Origin of the sequence: Sphingomonas sp. CFBP 8765 (assembly GCF_014841445.1) — a bacterium.
Taxonomy (GTDB): Bacteria; Pseudomonadota; Alphaproteobacteria; order Sphingomonadales; family Sphingomonadaceae; genus Sphingomonas; species Sphingomonas aerolata.
The window spans coordinates 287,853-301,799 of sequence record NZ_JACYTY010000003.1; the positions used below are offsets into that span (position 1 = coordinate 287,853).

Annotated in this window: 19 protein-coding genes; 7 read left to right on the plus strand and 12 right to left on the minus strand. The window is 67.4% G+C overall.

Features of this window, described 5'->3' with window-relative positions; all coding sequences use genetic code 11:
- Window positions 1-33: 33 nt before the first annotated feature.
- Both IFT87_RS09945 and IFT87_RS09950 read right to left on the minus strand, forming a co-directional pair.
- Complete coding sequence (locus IFT87_RS09945; protein ID WP_037529014.1) at window positions 34-252, minus strand: hypothetical protein; 219 nt, start codon at window positions 250-252, stop codon at window positions 34-36.
- Window positions 249-1,037: a Crp/Fnr family transcriptional regulator gene (locus IFT87_RS09950; RefSeq protein ID WP_446740631.1), complete on the minus strand. Its 789-nt coding sequence runs from the start codon at window positions 1,035-1,037 to the stop codon at window positions 249-251. Before IFT87_RS09950 ends, IFT87_RS09945 begins: the two co-directional genes overlap by 4 nt.
- A 68-nt stretch (window positions 1,038-1,105) precedes the next feature.
- On the opposite strand from IFT87_RS09950, the gene gntA reads away from it, so the two are divergent.
- Window positions 1,106-1,804 (plus strand): guanitoxin biosynthesis heme-dependent pre-guanitoxin N-hydroxylase GntA, encoded by a 699-nt coding sequence (gntA, locus tag IFT87_RS09955; RefSeq protein ID WP_183936358.1) that lies wholly within the window; start codon window positions 1,106-1,108, stop codon window positions 1,802-1,804.
- Complete coding sequence (locus IFT87_RS09960; RefSeq protein ID WP_037529011.1) at window positions 1,797-2,378, plus strand: DUF1989 domain-containing protein; 582 nt, start codon at window positions 1,797-1,799, stop codon at window positions 2,376-2,378. Before gntA ends, IFT87_RS09960 begins: the two co-directional genes overlap by 8 nt.
- A gap of 39 nt (window positions 2,379-2,417) precedes the next feature.
- Here IFT87_RS09960 and IFT87_RS09965 read toward each other — a convergent pair whose 3' ends face one another.
- Entirely contained in the window at window positions 2,418-2,828 is a 411-nt protein-coding gene (locus IFT87_RS09965; protein ID WP_192008351.1) for a (deoxy)nucleoside triphosphate pyrophosphohydrolase, read from the minus strand.
- A gap of 31 nt (window positions 2,829-2,859) precedes the next feature.
- Here IFT87_RS09965 and IFT87_RS09970 point away from each other — a divergent pair, with 31 nt between their 5' ends.
- Both IFT87_RS09970 and IFT87_RS09975 read left to right on the plus strand, forming a co-directional pair.
- Window positions 2,860-3,075, plus strand: a complete 216-nt coding sequence (locus IFT87_RS09970) for a Flp family type IVb pilin (RefSeq protein WP_409349158.1) — start codon at window positions 2,860-2,862, stop codon at window positions 3,073-3,075.
- Between the two features lie 120 nt (window positions 3,076-3,195).
- On the plus strand, window positions 3,196-3,369 hold the full coding sequence (locus IFT87_RS09975; protein WP_031396231.1) for a Flp family type IVb pilin: 174 nt from the start codon (window positions 3,196-3,198) through the stop codon (window positions 3,367-3,369).
- A 76-nt stretch (window positions 3,370-3,445) separates the two neighbouring features.
- On the opposite strand, the gene IFT87_RS09980 is transcribed toward IFT87_RS09975, so the two are convergent.
- The 4 genes from IFT87_RS09980 to IFT87_RS20700 are packed head-to-tail and all read right to left on the minus strand — an operon-like array spanning window position 3,446 to window position 7,405.
- Window positions 3,446-4,393: an acetyl-CoA carboxylase carboxyltransferase subunit alpha gene (locus IFT87_RS09980; protein WP_037529007.1), complete on the minus strand. Its 948-nt coding sequence runs from the start codon at window positions 4,391-4,393 to the stop codon at window positions 3,446-3,448.
- A 31-nt stretch (window positions 4,394-4,424) separates the two neighbouring features.
- Window positions 4,425-5,375: a tyrosine-type recombinase/integrase gene (locus IFT87_RS09985; RefSeq protein WP_192008354.1), complete on the minus strand. Its 951-nt coding sequence runs from the start codon at window positions 5,373-5,375 to the stop codon at window positions 4,425-4,427.
- 13 nt (window positions 5,376-5,388) lie between these two features.
- Window positions 5,389-7,287: a hypothetical protein gene (locus tag IFT87_RS09990; RefSeq protein WP_192008356.1), complete on the minus strand. Its 1,899-nt coding sequence runs from the start codon at window positions 7,285-7,287 to the stop codon at window positions 5,389-5,391.
- The gene (locus IFT87_RS20700; RefSeq protein ID WP_260171443.1) at window positions 7,271-7,405 is read right to left on the minus strand and encodes a hypothetical protein; all 135 of its coding nucleotides are present in this window, start codon (window positions 7,403-7,405) and stop codon (window positions 7,271-7,273) included. Before IFT87_RS20700 ends, IFT87_RS09990 begins: the two co-directional genes overlap by 17 nt.
- Window positions 7,406-7,509: 104 nt before the next feature.
- On the opposite strand from IFT87_RS20700, the gene IFT87_RS09995 reads away from it, so the two are divergent.
- The 3 genes from IFT87_RS09995 to IFT87_RS10005 are packed head-to-tail and all read left to right on the plus strand — an operon-like array spanning window position 7,510 to window position 9,286.
- On the plus strand, window positions 7,510-8,049 hold the full coding sequence (locus IFT87_RS09995) for a shikimate kinase (protein WP_031395245.1): 540 nt from the start codon (window positions 7,510-7,512) through the stop codon (window positions 8,047-8,049).
- On the plus strand, window positions 8,046-9,146 hold the full coding sequence (aroB, locus tag IFT87_RS10000) for a 3-dehydroquinate synthase (protein ID WP_031439606.1): 1,101 nt from the start codon (window positions 8,046-8,048) through the stop codon (window positions 9,144-9,146). Before IFT87_RS09995 ends, aroB begins: the two co-directional genes overlap by 4 nt.
- Window positions 9,146-9,286, plus strand: a complete 141-nt coding sequence (locus tag IFT87_RS10005; protein ID WP_081874135.1) for a DUF2256 domain-containing protein — start codon at window positions 9,146-9,148, stop codon at window positions 9,284-9,286. Before aroB ends, IFT87_RS10005 begins: the two co-directional genes overlap by 1 nt.
- A gap of 13 nt (window positions 9,287-9,299) precedes the next feature.
- Here the strand turns inward: IFT87_RS10005 and IFT87_RS10010 are convergent, their stop codons facing one another.
- The 5 genes from IFT87_RS10010 to radA form a co-directional block, all read right to left on the minus strand.
- Window positions 9,300-9,629 carry a DUF423 domain-containing protein gene (locus IFT87_RS10010; protein WP_031439607.1) on the minus strand — a complete coding sequence of 110 codons (330 nt, stop codon included), beginning with the start codon at window positions 9,627-9,629 and terminating at the stop codon, window positions 9,300-9,302.
- Window positions 9,626-11,389 carry a cation:proton antiporter domain-containing protein gene (locus IFT87_RS10015; protein WP_031439608.1) on the minus strand — a complete coding sequence of 588 codons (1,764 nt, stop codon included), beginning with the start codon at window positions 11,387-11,389 and terminating at the stop codon, window positions 9,626-9,628. Before IFT87_RS10015 ends, IFT87_RS10010 begins: the two co-directional genes overlap by 4 nt.
- Window positions 11,389-11,877: an iron-sulfur cluster assembly scaffold protein gene (locus IFT87_RS10020; RefSeq protein ID WP_037529006.1), complete on the minus strand. Its 489-nt coding sequence runs from the start codon at window positions 11,875-11,877 to the stop codon at window positions 11,389-11,391. The genes IFT87_RS10015 and IFT87_RS10020 overlap by 1 nt, the downstream gene beginning before the upstream one ends.
- On the minus strand, window positions 11,874-12,440 hold the full coding sequence (locus tag IFT87_RS10025; RefSeq protein ID WP_031439610.1) for a CvpA family protein: 567 nt from the start codon (window positions 12,438-12,440) through the stop codon (window positions 11,874-11,876). Before IFT87_RS10025 ends, IFT87_RS10020 begins: the two co-directional genes overlap by 4 nt.
- Window positions 12,441-12,550: 110 nt before the next feature.
- Entirely contained in the window at window positions 12,551-13,921 is a 1,371-nt protein-coding gene (gene radA, locus IFT87_RS10030; RefSeq protein ID WP_031439611.1) for a DNA repair protein RadA, read from the minus strand.
- Window positions 13,922-13,947: the final 26 nt, after the last annotated feature.

Genomic DNA, 13,947 nt, shown 5'->3' on the forward strand with positions numbered 1-13,947 from the left:
GGGGCGCCAAAGGACCGGTCAGGCTGCCGGGCCCTAGACGTCGTCAGACGCCTCTGAATGCCCATCCATAGCGTTTGAAGGCGGGGACTGCTGTTCAGCCAGACGTGCCGCCTCGATCAGCCGGCGGCCCGTTTCGGCCGCCGCCGCGGGCGTCATCGCGATCGCCAGGCCATTGGGACCATCGAGCGTCACCTGCCCCTGCTCGGCCGCCGCTACGCCCGGCTCGTCCTCCGGCTTCAACCTGTCGTTCATGCAAAGGCTCCGGCGGGGGTGGCGCTCGTCCCGTAAAGATAGTCGGGATGAAATTCCCCAACACTCGCCAGCCCGGCTGGATCCATGATCTCGACGGTATTTGCCCGGAATGTCACCAGCTTGCGCTCTCGCAGCAGGCGCAGCACGCGATTGACGTGGACGCCGGTGATGCCGCAGGCCTCCGCCAGATCGGGCTGGGTCATCGGCAGCGCGTAGCGGCCGTCCTTCGCCAAGCCGACCATCGCCAGTCGTGCGTAAATCTCGCAGAACAGATGCGCCACGCGGCCCTCGGCGCCGAGCCGCCCCATCCGGAAAATCCATTCGCGGTGCATCGCCGCATCGAGCAGCGTGCTGAACCAGAGCCGCTGCGTCAGATGCGGATGCCGTTCGGTGATCGTCTTCAGCGTCTCATGTTCGAACGTCGCGACCTTTACTGGCCCCAAAGTCGCGACGTCATGATCCAGCCGCTTCATCGGGAAGGCGTGAAGATCGACAAAATCCCCCGGGATATGGACGGCGACGAGCTGCCGCAGACCATCCCGATCATCCATGTAACGGCAGATGAACCCTTCGAGCAGCAGTGTGCTCGTCTGGACGGGCTGGCCGGCACGCACGAGGCGATGGCGCGGCGGCAGCGACCTTACCTCGGCGACGCTGTCCTCCAGGATCTGCTTTTCCTGTGCGCTCAGGTCCTCGCGGCCTCGGCCCAGCAAAAATTTTTCCGTCAGCATGCCTGTTTCCCCACCGCAATACCGCGCACGTGACGCGCTCATCAGCGGATTCATATTGATCGAGATGAGTCAATCGCGTCGAAGGCGAAACAAAGCCGCCGCCCATCTGTTCCTCGTCGACCATGTATCAGCCGCAATCCCAAAACGACCATCCGCTCGCACGCGCGTTCATCGCGACGATCAAGGACACTGCCTTCCCGTGTGTCGGCGCCAAGTCGGCGCTGGCGAAGGGGCAGATGGACATCATCGTCGCGCGCGACCTTCGATCGGCATGGGACGATCTGCGCATCCTGCCGATGCTGGGCGACACGGTCCGCAAATATCACCAGGATCGCGCGATTTTCCGTACGCTCGTGGTGTTGTTCGAAGGCCCGGCCGACAGTGCCACGCACCTGAGCGAAGAGGAATTCGAAGCGCACCTCTGGGCTCGGGCCCAGTCGCTGAGCGACAAGGACGCGTGGCTAGGCCATCGTCCCGATCCCTCGGTCAGCGCCGATCCCGACGATCCGCATTTTTCGTTGAGCTTTTCCGGCGAGGCGTTTTTCGTCGTCGGCCTGCACCCGCAGGCGAGCCGTCCCGCACGGCGTTTCGAGGCGCCGGCGATGGTGTTTAACCTCCACGACCAGTTCGAGGTGCTGCGGACGCAACAGCGCTACGACAAGCTGCGGACGTCGATCCTGGCGCGCGATCTCGAGCTGGCGGGGTCGATGAACCCGATGCTTGCGCGCCACGGCGAATCGAGCGAGGCACGCCAGTATAGCGGGCGGGTCGTCGATGATTCCTGGAAATGCCCGTTCAAGCGGAGCAGTGCACATGGTTGAAACGATCAGCCCCCGGTCGGGGACAGCCTTCACGCTCGATCGCGGCCAGACGCTGACCGTGATCGATCCCGAGGGCCGGCAGGTCGCCGATCTTCTGGCTTATAGCCGCGCCGACACGCGCGAGGTGATTTCGTCGGGGCGGACGCTGGACTATGCCAGCCGGCTCTATCTCACCACGGGCGACCGGCTCTATTCGAACCGCAGCACCGTGATGCTCGACATCATCGCCGATGATGTCGGCCGGCATGATTTCCTGCTGACGCCGTGTTCGAAGGAAACCTTCGCGATCATCTACGGCGACACCGATCCGCACCGGGGCTGCTTCGGCAATCTCGCGGCGGCGCTCGCGCCTTATGGTATCGAGCCGGATGCGATCCCGGTCGCGTTCAACTGCTTCATGAACGTGCCAATCGATGGCAAGACTGGGGCGTTCACGGTTGAACCACCGCTCAGCCGTGCCGGCGACACCGTCACATTCCGCGCGGAGATGGACCTGATCATTGGCTTAACGGCCTGTTCCGCGCTCCAGTCCAATGGCGGCGCGTTCAAACCGATCCAGTACCGGATCGACTGACGCCGTCTGCCCTTTGGCGCCGAAACGCTGAGGGTGCGCTTACAACAAGGCGTCGAGCAGTCCGATCAACGGCCGGTCGGCAGGTGGCATCGGCAGGTCGTGCATGTCCGCCGGGCGGACCCAGCGCAATGCGGATGCCTCCAGTGCGCGCGGCACGCCGGTCCATTTGCGCGTGATATACAGCAGCAGGAGCAGATGCCGGTCGTCGAGCGGCGCACTGGCGAAGGCGGCGGGGGCAAGACAGGCCTGCGGCACGGTTATCGCCAGTTCCTCTTCGAGTTCGCGGATCAGGGCGGCTTCGGGCGTCTCGCCCGGCTCGACCTTGCCGCCCGGAAACTCCCACAGCTCGGCGAGCGAGCGGCCCTCGGGGCGCTGCTGTAGCAGGACGCGGCCGTCCGCATCGACCAGCGCGGCGGCGACGACCGGCAACAAGTAAGCGACTTTGGTCATTCGTTAATCTCCGCGCTGTATAGGCCACGCCATGAAGCCGAAGCTGATCGTCGTAAAGACCATGCGTCGCAAGATCCGCGCCGCTGCGGCCGCGCTCATCACCGACCGGCGCGGCGCTACCGCAGTCGAATACGGCCTTATTCTTGCGCTCGTCGTTCTCGGCATGATTGCCGGACTCGTCTATCTTGCTGATGGCACCACGGCGCTCTGGGGTATGCTGCACAACCGAGTGGCTAACGCGCGCTAACCATAGCAAAAATCCGCCCGTTTAAGCTTTTCTCAATGGGTCACGTCTAGTCACGAAATTGCTGATCCGGTGTAGCCCCGGGCGGCCGGGTGACTGATGCTTTTAACGATGGAGACCGGAATGCAGACGCTTCGGAAAATTTTCAAGAATACCAAGGGCGCAACCGCAATCGAGTACGGCCTGATCGCCGCGCTGATCGCCGTCGCAGCCATCGCCGCGATGCAGGGCCTGGGTGGCAGCCTGAACAAGACGTTCAACAACGTCTCGACCAAGCTGAACGGCTCGACGACCTGATCTGCTCGGTCCCAGGATCGAAACGAAACGCATAGGGCGGCGGATCTTCGGATCCGCCGCCCTTTCGTTGTCGGGCTCAGAGACGGCCCATCTTGAGGAACTTGGCCTGGCGCTCCTTGCGCAGCTCGACCGGCGACAAAGGAACGAGCGAGTCGAGTGCATCCGTCAGCGCGCTGCCCAGCGCGTCGATCGCCACCGCGCGGTCACGGTGCGCGCCACCCAGCGGTTCGGGGACGATCGTGTCGATCACGCCGAACGCCTTTAGATCCTGCGCCGTGATGCGCATCGCCTCCGCGGCCTCGGCCGCCTTGTCCGCGGTACGCCACAGGATCGACGCACAGCCTTCGGGGCTGATCACCGAATAAATGGCATGTTCGAACATCAGCACGCGGTTGCCCGCCGCCAGCGCGACCGCGCCACCTGATCCGCCCTCGCCGACGATCGCCGAGACGATCGGCACGCCTGCGTTCAGGCAGGCTTCGGTCGACCGGGCGATCGCCTCCGCCTGTCCGCGCTCTTCAGCCTGGATGCCGGGAAACGCCCCCGACGTGTCGACCAGGGTTACGATCGGCAGGCCGAAACGGTCGGCGAGTTCGACGAGGCGGATCGCCTTGCGATAGCCCTCGGGCTTGCCCATGCCGAAATTGTGCCGCAGCCGGCTCGCGGTATCGTCGCCCTTCTCATGGCCGAGCACCATGATCTTGCGGCCGCGGAACGTTGCAAATCCCCCCAGGATCGCCTGGTCGTCGCCGAACGCCCGGTCACCGGCGAGCGGCATGAATTCCTCGAACAGCGCGGCCACATAATCCTTGAAGTGCGGCCGCTCGGGATGGCGCGCGACCTGCGTCTTCTGCCACGGCGTCAACCGGGCGAAGGTGTCCTTCAGCAGCTTGTCGGATTTCGCCTGCAACCGCATGATATCGGCGGACAGATCGAGATTGCCATCGCTGGCGGTCTCACGAAGTTCGTCGATCCGCCCCTGCAGTTCGGCGATGGGTTTCTCAAAGTCGAGGAAGCTTGGCATCCGCGTCGGTTACGGGGCGCGCGCCGGAACGTCAACGTGCGGTCGCGTGCTCAGGATCGGTCAGGGGGTGGCGGGTGTTGACGAGCTCGATCAGTTTGCTCGCCTCGACATGCGTATAGATCTCCGTCGTCGCGATATCGGCATGCCCGAGCATCGCCTGTAACGCCCTCAGATCGGCGCCCCCCGCGAGCAGATGCGTCGCGAAGGCGTGGCGCAGGACATGCGGGCTGACGCGGTCGGGGGGCACCCCCGCCTCTGCGGCCAGCGCCTTGACGATCTGGTACAGGCGAATCCGTGACAAATGCCCCTTGCCGGAGGGGAACAGCCAGGGCTGATCCGCCGCGACATGCGTGCGCCACAGCGCGACGGCGGCACGCGCCCGGTCCGAGATCGGCACGAGCCGCTCGCGCCCGCCCTTACCGCGCAGGATCAGGAACGGCCGGTCGGGATGCACTGCGGCGCGTGGCAGGCTGACGAGTTCGGTCGCTCGCAGCCCCGATCCGTAAAGCAGTTCGATCAGCGCGGAGAGCCGCAGGTCGGCCGGATCCATCGGATCGCGCGCCACGCGCTCGACGATCGCGGCGAACAACCGGTCGACATCGGCATGACTGAGGATCTTCGGCAAGGGCCGTGCCGTGCCCGGCCGCGGCAGTGCCTTGCCTGGATCGTCACTGCGATGCCCTTCGTCGGCGAGAAATCCGAAGAACCGTCGCAAGGCTGCAGACTTGCGGCCGACCGTCGCGCGCGACAGGCTGCTCCAGCTGTCGGCCAGCCGCCCCAGCGCATCGCCGTCCGCGCGGGCCAGCGCGCCCTCGACGACGCGTGATGCGAGCATGAGATCGCTGCGATACGCCGCGATCGTGTTCGGCGCAGCGCCCGATTCCGCCGCCATCATCTCGAGGAACCGCTCGATCAGCGCCCGGTCGCTCGCCGCCGGCGGCGCGCGCTCGACCGCATTTGCCCCGGCGACCGCATCGGTCATGATCGCAACCGCGTCACGCGCGCGCGATTGCCTCGGCCGCGATCATACGCGCCTCGCCCTCGAGACCCACGGCGCGCAACGCGGCGACGATCCGGTACAAGGCCTCGGGCGGCATGCCGTGCCAGCTGGCGGTCTGCATGCCCGTCGCCGCGAGCAGCGCGACCGTCCCCGTCTGGCCGGCACGCGCCGCCTTGTCGAGCGCGCGCGTCCAGCCATTCTCGGTGCCGATCGGAACCGCCAGCGCCTGCGCCGCGCGTTCGATATCGCCCGCGCTCAAACGGCCGAGACCGGCCAGTCCGGCGAACAGCAGACGCTGCTTCAGGGCCGAATCGCCCCGACCACCGCTATAGGCCGCAAGATCGCCATAGCTCAGGCGACCGGTCGCATCGGGATCCGCCAGCGCGATCATCGCCCAGCCATCGCCCCCCTTGGCGACCGTGCCACGCCAGCGCGCCGCCGTCCGGTCGAGCCCCGCGGACAGCATCGCGGCGACCATCCGGTCCGCATCGCGTTCGCCATTTGCGGGCGGGATCCGTGCCGCCGCCCGCGCGGTCAGCACCATCCGGGCATAGGACGGCCAAGCATCTTCCGCCTTGCCCCAGATCGATCGCAGCGCGGTCATCCGGCCTTCGGCATTGCGGTCGGCATAGGCGGTACGCAGGTCCTGCACGGTCGCGGCCACCGCGCTCTGCACGCTGTCGTCCGCCTCCGCCGCCGCATAGAGATCGACCAGCGCTGCGCTCGACAGCACGCCTTGCGCCGCGGCGGCATCCGCGGCGGGCAGGCGGTCGGCGATCGTCATCGCAGGCGACAGCGCGCGCCAATAGGTCGCCTGGACGCCCACGGTACGGTACAGCGCATCGGGAACGGCGACGCCGGTCGCCATCGCCAGGCCGAACCGCCACGAGGTCAGCTGGTCGACCGAATCCCATTCGATCGTGACCGCCTGACGCCCCTGCCCGCCCGCGCCGACGACCTTCTGCGCAAGCAGCATGTCGACGCCCGACGCGACGTTGCGGCGCCGTGCCGCGGTGATCAGCGTGCCGGCCTGGGTCGGCGATCCCGAAAGCCCCGCGCACATCGCCTGCGCCATCGTCCAGCCACGCGCTGGCGCGCGTTGCATCGCGCCCTCGACGAGCGGGCACAGTGCCCCCGGATCGCCCGCGGCGAGACCGGCATTCATCGCCACCTGATAGAGTTTGGGCGTGTAATTGCCGGTATCGACGCCCTGCACCACCGCACGCGCGGCGACGGATTCGCCCATGCGCAGCAACAGCCAGGCACGCTCGGCGGCGAAATCCGCGCCGTTGACACCGACCGGGGTCTCGACCCGCGACACGAGCGCCCGTCGCAACAGGATCGACATCCAGCGCGACGGGAGCGGCGCGCTCAACCGCCGCATCAGCGTCTCGAGATAGGGGCCCTCGGCATCACCGAACGCGTCGGCCGCAAGACCGCCCTCGCCGGGGCCGATCGGCCCCACACGGTCGAGTGAACGCCGCGCCGAGGCCGGCATCTCATATTGCGCGAGTACCGCCGGATCGATCAGTGGCGGCGTGTCAGCGGCAGGCGTCGCCGTCAGCGGCGCAATGCTGCCATCAGGTGCGGGTAGCGGCTGGATCGTCGCCATCCCGGCCGGCGGCGCCGGAACGGGAGCGCCGGGGGACGCGGTCGGGCCCGAAGACGGGGTCGTCGGTGCGGACCGGGCTGGTGCCTGTCCGGGCGGCTGGGACTGCGTCGGGTTGGCGGACGGGGGAGTCCGCCGCGGTGCAGGCGCCGGTGTTGGCGTCGTGTCACCGAAACCGGGCGGCAGAAGTGATTCCGGTCGGTCCTGCCCGATCGCCGGCGCGAGCGCGGCAAGGCTGCAGGCGGCGGCGAGCGCCGCCAGCGTGACCTTAGGACAGGTTCGCAAGCGTCACGGCCTTCTCGACTTGCGTCTGCGGGCGCTCCGTGGCGCGTCCGGCGAGCAGGAACAACCCACCGACGACGACGACCAGGATAACGACGACCGAGACTATCAGGCGGGACATACGCAAAACCTTGTAAAAGACTGATAGGACATTGGTGACGGATGCGAATAGGCATGCGGATGCCGTTTCCCCCCGCGCAGTGCCGCTGTATAGCGCGGACCGCGATGTTGCAAAGCCACAACCCGATTGCCCCCTGGAGCGGCCCCCCGATCGTGCTCGTCGGCCTGATGGGCGTGGGCAAGACCACCGTCGGCCGCCGCCTCGCGCACCGCTTGCGGCTGCCCTTCGTCGACGCCGATCACGAGATCGAGGCCGCGTCCGGCATGAGCGTGAGCGAGATCTTCGCCAAATATGGCGAAGCCTATTTCCGTGACGGCGAGCGCCGCGTGATCGCGCGGCTGATCGACGGCACACCGAAGGTCATCGCGACCGGCGGCGGCGCGTTCATCAATGACGAGACTCGCAGCCTCATCCTCGCCGAAGCCACCGCGATCTGGCTCAGCGCGCCGCCCGAGATCCTCGTCGAACGCGTCGGGCGTCGCAACACCCGCCCGCTGCTGCGCAACCGCGACGCGGGTCAGGTGCTTGCCGAGCTCGCTCGCGTCCGCAACCCGATCTACGCCAAGGCGCATATCCATATCGCGAGCAACAAGGCGCCGCACGAGGCGACCGTCGCCTCCATCCTGAAAGCCATCGGCCTATGACCGTCATCACCGTGAACCTGGGCGCACGGACCTATCCGATCCACATCCAGGCAGGGTTGCTCGAGGATGCCGGCGATCATCTGGCGCCGCTCGCGCGCGGTCGGACGATGGCGATCGTCACCGACGAGAATCTGAGCGGCCATCTGGCGACGCTGCAGGCGTCACTCACGGCGCACGGCGTCGCGAGCGAGGCGATCGTGCTTTCGCCCGGCGAGGGATCGAAGAGCTGGGCGACGCTGGAACGGCTGTGCGACCGCCTGCTCGACATCGGCATCGAGCGCGGCGATCACGTCGTCGCGCTTGGCGGCGGGGTGATCGGCGATCTCGTCGGCTTTGCCTGCGCCATCCTCAAGCGCGGCTGCCGCTTCGTCCAGATCCCGACCACGCTGCTCGCGCAGGTCGACAGTTCGGTCGGCGGCAAGACCGCGATCAACACGCGTGCGGGCAAGAACCTGATCGGCGCCTTCCACCAGCCGGCGATGGTCCTGATCGATCCGCAGGTGCTCGACACGCTGCCGATCCGCGAGCTGCGCGCGGGCTATGCCGAGGTGGTGAAATACGGGCTGATCGACGACCCCGCCTTCTTCGCCTGGTGCGAGACGAACGGCGCGGCATTGCTCGCCGGCGACATCGCACTCCGCGAATACGCCATCATCCACAGCGTGTCGGCAAAGGCGCGCATCGTCGCGGCCGACGAGCATGAGACGACCGGCACGCGCGCGCTGCTCAATCTGGGTCACACCTTCGGCCATGCGCTCGAGGCCGAGACGGGCTTCTCGCAGACGCTGATCCACGGCGAGGGCGTCGCGGCAGGCTGCGCATTGGCATTCCGCTATTCGGCGGCCCACGGACTGTGCCCGCGCGACGAGGCCGATCGGGTGGCGGCGCATTGGCGCGCGGTTCAGCTGCCCGACGGATTGGCCGGCGCGCATGTCGCCGCGGATGGCGCGACGCTCGTCGATCACATGCGCCACGACAAGAAGATGGCGGCGGGCACCCTGCCCTTCCTGCTCGCCCGCGGGATCGGCCGGACCTATCTCGACACGACCGTCGACCTCGCCGACGTCGCCGCCTTCCTCGACGCGGAGCCCCGCTGATGCCCAATGGCGTCGCCAAGCAGAACCTGCCGACGAAGATTTGCCCAGCCTGCGAACGGCCGTTCACCTGGCGCAAGAAATGGGCGCGAGACTGGGATTCGGTGATCTACTGCTCGGATGCCTGCCGCAAGAAGCGATAGCACAGCAGCACCGTCAGCTGCGCGCTGCGCTCCACGCCAGCCACAGCCAGCCGCCAATCAGCAACGCGCCGCCGATCGGCGTAATCGCACCCAACCAGCGCGGCGCCCCCAGCGCCATGGCGTAGAGCGTCAGCGCAAAGATCGCCGCACCGATGACGAACAGCCATGCCGGCCCCCGCGCCTCCGTTCGCACCGCGACCAGCGCCGCGACGACATGGATCAGCTGATACTGCGCGCCCGTCTTCAACCACTCCACCGCGGGACCGCTTGCACCGTGCGCACCGAACGCGCCCGCCGCGACCGCGATGGCGCCCGACAGCGCCGCCAGAACTGCGAGCATCATTGTGGATCATTCCCCCATGGAAAGCGCTGCGCGGTCTCGGTGCGCGCCGCACGAATGTCGCCGGCGGCGATCTGGATGCGCAACCGCTCCTTGTCGCGCGCCCGGTACGCTTCCTCCGCGCGATCGATCTCGGCCGGCGCAACGCCGAGCCCACGTAGCGCCAGCCGCGCCATCTTGACCGCCGATTCGAGAACCTCGCGAACGACATAGGTCGCCGGGCCGTTCTTCAGCTTGACGAGCGTGCGGCGATCGAACGCGCGGACATAGATCTCGGCCTTGGGAAACGCCTCGTGAATCGCCGCTATCGTCTCCGGCTCGATCTGATCGCCGTCGATGCACATGCAGATGAGTTCGGCGTCCGCCGCCCCCGCCTGGCGCAACAGGTCGAGCCGGGTGCCGTCGCCGTAATAGACCTTGGCGCCGAACTCGCCTGCAATGTCGATCATCTCGATATCGGTATCGATCAGCGTGACCGGGATGCCCTGTGCCAGCAGCATCTGACCGACCGTCTGCCCGAACCGGCCATAGCCGACGATGATCGCATTGGCGCCATCGGCGACCGGACCCTCCCGATCGGTGCCCGGTGCAATCGGCTCGGTCCGGAACCGGCGGGTAATCCCCATCAGGAACGGGGTCGTCGCCATCGACAGCGTGATGATCGCGCCGAACAGGCTCGCTGCTTCCGGATCGATCAGCAGCCCCGCCTGGGCCTGTGCGAACAGCACGAAGCCGAATTCGCCGCCCTGGCTCAGCAACAGGCCGAGCGCGAAGGCCTGCCGCCAGGTCATCTTGAACGCCATGCCGATCGCCATGATCACGCCGGTCTTCGTCGCGATCAGCGCCGCGGCCATCGCCAGCACGAACAGCGGCCGCTCGGCGATCGCGCCGAGATCGAGCAGCATGCCGACCGCGAGGAAGAACAGTCCGAGCAGAATCGATCGGAACGGCTCGACATCGGCCTCAAGCTCATGCCGGTACGGACTGTCCGCGAGCATCACGCCGGCGATGAACGCGCCGAGCGCGGTCGACAGGCCGAGCCATTCCATCACTGCGGCGCTGGCGATGACCGTGAACAGGCCGGCGAACACGAACATCTCGCGCTCGCCCATATTGCCGATCAGCCGGAAGAACGGCCGCAACAGGAACCGCCCGGCGATGATCAGCCCGACGACCGCGGCGACCGTGTAGAGCGCTAGCAGCCATCCAGGCGGCGCATTCGCATCGGCGGGATTGCGGCTCATCGCCGCAACGATCGTGATCAGCGGGACGATCGACAGATCCTGAAACAGCAGGATCGAGAAGGCGCGCTCGCCAAAGGGCGTCCGCATCCGCCCCGAGGATTGCAGCATCGGCAACACCTGCGCGGTCGACGACAGCGCGAGCGGCAGTCCTAAGGCGAGCGCGGCGGGCAGCGAGAAGCGCGCGCCGAGCCACACGATCGCGGTGATCGCCAGACCGCAGGCAACCACCTGCATCAGGCCCAGACCGAAGATTTCATGCTTCATCCGCCACAGCCGGCTCGGGTTGAGCTCGAGCCCGACGATGAACAGCAGCAACGTGATACCGAGTTCGGCAAACCCGAGCTTGGCCTCCGCGTCACCCACCAGCCCCAGGACATGCGGCCCGACGACCGCCCCCGCGACGAGATAGCCCAGCGTCGCGCCGAGGCCGATCCTTCGGAACAGCAGTACGAACACCAGCCCGAAGCCGAGCAGGACCACCCCGTCGCGCAAGAGCGACGTCGGCGTGCCGTCATGCATCAGACATCGGTCCCGGCAGACGCGCTCGCAGGTGCCGTGACCGACACCTCCGCATGACCCGACGCATTGTTAGCCGCGGCCTCGGCCGCCTCCGCCGCCGCTTCGAAAGCGAGGCGGATCGACGGATGCCGCGCGGTATAGTCGAGTGCGGGTGCGAAGACATCCATCCCGGGCCAGTCGGGCGCATCGCCGGTGCGCGCGAGCCAAGCGGTGATCGCATCGCGTGCCGCCGCCAGCTCCGCAGGCGTCCGCCCGACGATGCTCGAGGCGAGCAACGACGAGGACGCCTGACCCAACGCACAGGCGCGCACCAGCAACCCAACCGCGGCGACGCGCCCATCCGCGCCCATATCAACGTCCACCGTCACGCGGCTGCCACAGATCGGCGAGCGGCGTTCCGCAGTCGCCATCGGCGCGGTCAGGCGCTCATGATACGGAATCGACGCGGCAAGACGCAGGATCTCGGCATTGTAGAGTGGGGCGTTCATGGGGTCGGCTCACTTGCGGTATCGGATCGGGAAACGTTCGGCTTCGTGCCGAACACCGGTTTGCCGCGACGGCGGCGATCGACGAAATCGGCAATGCTCGCGCTCGTCGCATTGAGCAGCGGATAGGTGCGCGAGCGGGTCATCCATTCGGGCCGCCGCGCCGCACCGCCACTCATCGTGTCGATCACCAGCGTCGCCAGCAGGAAGACGAGGCTTGCGAGGATCAGTCCCTTCAGCGCCCCGAACCCGAATCCGAGCGCGCGATCGACCGGTCCCAGGATCGAAGTCCGCGTCCGCGCGCCGATCGCGTTGGCGACGAGCCGCCCGCCGATATAGGTCAGCCCGGTGATAAGCGCGAAGGCGAGGACCGCTGCGCCGCTGACCGTCCCGATGACCGGCGTCAGCGCGGCCGCGACGGGGATGTGGAACAGCTTGAGCATCGCCACCATCGCGACCCAGGCGAACATCGAAAGCACCTCGGTCACGAACCCGCGAATCAGGCCGAGTACGGCGGCGCCGGCAACCGCGAGCAGGACGATGACATCGAGGGCGGTGAGGTTCATGATCTCTGGAATAGGGACGAGCGCCGCGAACCGCTAGTGCAGCCGCACGAACCGCCCGTTCATCGCCACCCCGCGGTCGCCCGCCCCGACGCCGGACGCCTCGCCCCGCCTCATCCCCGCCCGAGCATGTGGTCGACGAACGCGGCGAGCGTCTTGAACCCCGATAGCCGCATGCCGCTCTTCTCGTCGCTCATCGACGCGGGGACCAGCGCGCGCTCGAACCCAAGTTTGCTCGCTTCCTTCAGCCGCAGCGGACCGTGCGCGACCGGCCGGATCTCGCCCGACAAGGCCACCTCGCCGAACGCGACCGCATCGACCGGTACGGGACGCTCCGCCATCGCCGATATCAGCGCCGCGGCGACCGCGAGATCGGCGGCGGGATCCTGCACGCGGTACCCACCGGCAATGTTGAGATAGACCTCGGCCGACGAGAAGCTCAGCCCGCACCGCGCCTCGAGCACCGCGAGGATCATCGCCAGCCGCCCCGAATCCCATCCGACCACCGCGCGCCTGGGCGTCGCGCCGCTCGCCAGCCGCACCGTCAACGCCTGGATCTCGACCAGCACGGGTCGCGTCCCCTCCAGCGCCGGGAACACCGTCGCGCCGGTCATCGCGTCGTCGCGCGTCGTCAGGAACAGCGACGATGGGTTGCCGACCTCGGCCAGCCCCTCGGTCTGCATCGAGAAGACGCCGATCTCGTCGGTGCCGCCGAAGCGGTTCTTGATCGCGCGCAGGATCCGGTACTGGTGACTGCGCTCGCCTTCGAAGCTCAGCACCGTGTCAACCATATGCTCGAGCACGCGCGGCCCCGCGATGCTGCCGTCCTTGGTCACATGGCCGACCAGCACGACCGCGGTCCCGCGCTCCTTGGCGAACCGGATCAGCTCCTGCGCCGATGCCCGCACCTGGCTGACCGTACCGGGTGCGCCTTCGATCAGGTCGGAATGCATCGTCTGAATCGAATCGATCACCAGCATCGCCGGCGGTCTTGTCTGCAATGTCGTCAGGATGTCGCGCGTCGAGGTCGCCGCCGCGAGTTGCACGGGCGCATTGCCGAGCCCGAGACGCCGCGCGCGCAGCCGGACCTGGTCCGCCGCCTCCTCGCCCGAGACATAGGCCACCGACTGGCCGGCAAGCGCCATCTTCGCTGCCGCCTGCAACAGCAAGGTCGACTTGCCGATCCCGGGATCGCCGCCGATCAGCGTCGCCGATCCTTCGACAAATCCCCCGCCCAGTGCGCGGTCGAGCTCGGCGATACCGGTCGCCATCCGGTCCGGCAGCTTGATCTCCGCATCCAGCCCGACAAGCTGGATCGCACGGCCGCCGGTCTGCAGATTGTGCTTCGAATGAAACGGCGTCGCGGCGGTATTAGCCTCCTCGACCAGCGTGTTCCACTCGTGGCAGTCGGCGCATTGCCCGGCCCAGCGCGATGCGACCGAACCGCACGCCTGACACACATACCGTTTCTGAATTTTCGCCATCGCCGCGGTGTAGCCAGATAGGAACG

Excerpts from the sequence above, each read along its gene's own strand:
- IFT87_RS09945 (WP_037529014.1), bottom strand. The coding sequence starts at position 252 with ATGAACGACAGGTTGAAGCCGGAGGACGAGCCGGGCGTAGCGGCGGCC.
- IFT87_RS09950 (WP_446740631.1), bottom strand. The coding sequence starts at position 1,037 with ATGAATCCGCTGATGAGCGCGTCACGTGCGCGGTATTGCGGTGGGGAA.
- gntA (WP_183936358.1), top strand. The coding sequence starts at position 1,106 with ATGTATCAGCCGCAATCCCAAAACGACCATCCGCTCGCACGCGCGTTC.
- IFT87_RS09960 (WP_037529011.1), top strand. The coding sequence starts at position 1,797 with ATGGTTGAAACGATCAGCCCCCGGTCGGGGACAGCCTTCACGCTCGAT.
- IFT87_RS09965 (WP_192008351.1), bottom strand. The coding sequence starts at position 2,828 with ATGACCAAAGTCGCTTACTTGTTGCCGGTCGTCGCCGCCGCGCTGGTC.
- IFT87_RS09970 (WP_409349158.1), top strand. The coding sequence starts at position 2,860 with ATGAAGCCGAAGCTGATCGTCGTAAAGACCATGCGTCGCAAGATCCGC.
- IFT87_RS09975 (WP_031396231.1), top strand. The coding sequence starts at position 3,196 with ATGCAGACGCTTCGGAAAATTTTCAAGAATACCAAGGGCGCAACCGCA.
- IFT87_RS09980 (WP_037529007.1), bottom strand. The coding sequence starts at position 4,393 with ATGCCAAGCTTCCTCGACTTTGAGAAACCCATCGCCGAACTGCAGGGG.
- IFT87_RS09985 (WP_192008354.1), bottom strand. The coding sequence starts at position 5,375 with ATGACCGATGCGGTCGCCGGGGCAAATGCGGTCGAGCGCGCGCCGCCG.
- IFT87_RS20700 (WP_260171443.1), bottom strand. The coding sequence starts at position 7,405 with ATGTCCCGCCTGATAGTCTCGGTCGTCGTTATCCTGGTCGTCGTCGTC.
- IFT87_RS09995 (WP_031395245.1), top strand. The coding sequence starts at position 7,510 with ATGTTGCAAAGCCACAACCCGATTGCCCCCTGGAGCGGCCCCCCGATC.
- aroB (WP_031439606.1), top strand. The coding sequence starts at position 8,046 with ATGACCGTCATCACCGTGAACCTGGGCGCACGGACCTATCCGATCCAC.
- IFT87_RS10005 (WP_081874135.1), top strand. The coding sequence starts at position 9,146 with ATGCCCAATGGCGTCGCCAAGCAGAACCTGCCGACGAAGATTTGCCCA.
- IFT87_RS10010 (WP_031439607.1), bottom strand. The coding sequence starts at position 9,629 with ATGATGCTCGCAGTTCTGGCGGCGCTGTCGGGCGCCATCGCGGTCGCG.
- IFT87_RS10015 (WP_031439608.1), bottom strand. The coding sequence starts at position 11,389 with ATGCATGACGGCACGCCGACGTCGCTCTTGCGCGACGGGGTGGTCCTG.
- IFT87_RS10020 (WP_037529006.1), bottom strand. The coding sequence starts at position 11,877 with ATGAACGCCCCACTCTACAATGCCGAGATCCTGCGTCTTGCCGCGTCG.
- IFT87_RS10025 (WP_031439610.1), bottom strand. The coding sequence starts at position 12,440 with ATGAACCTCACCGCCCTCGATGTCATCGTCCTGCTCGCGGTTGCCGGC.
- radA (WP_031439611.1), bottom strand. The coding sequence starts at position 13,921 with ATGGCGAAAATTCAGAAACGGTATGTGTGTCAGGCGTGCGGTTCGGTC.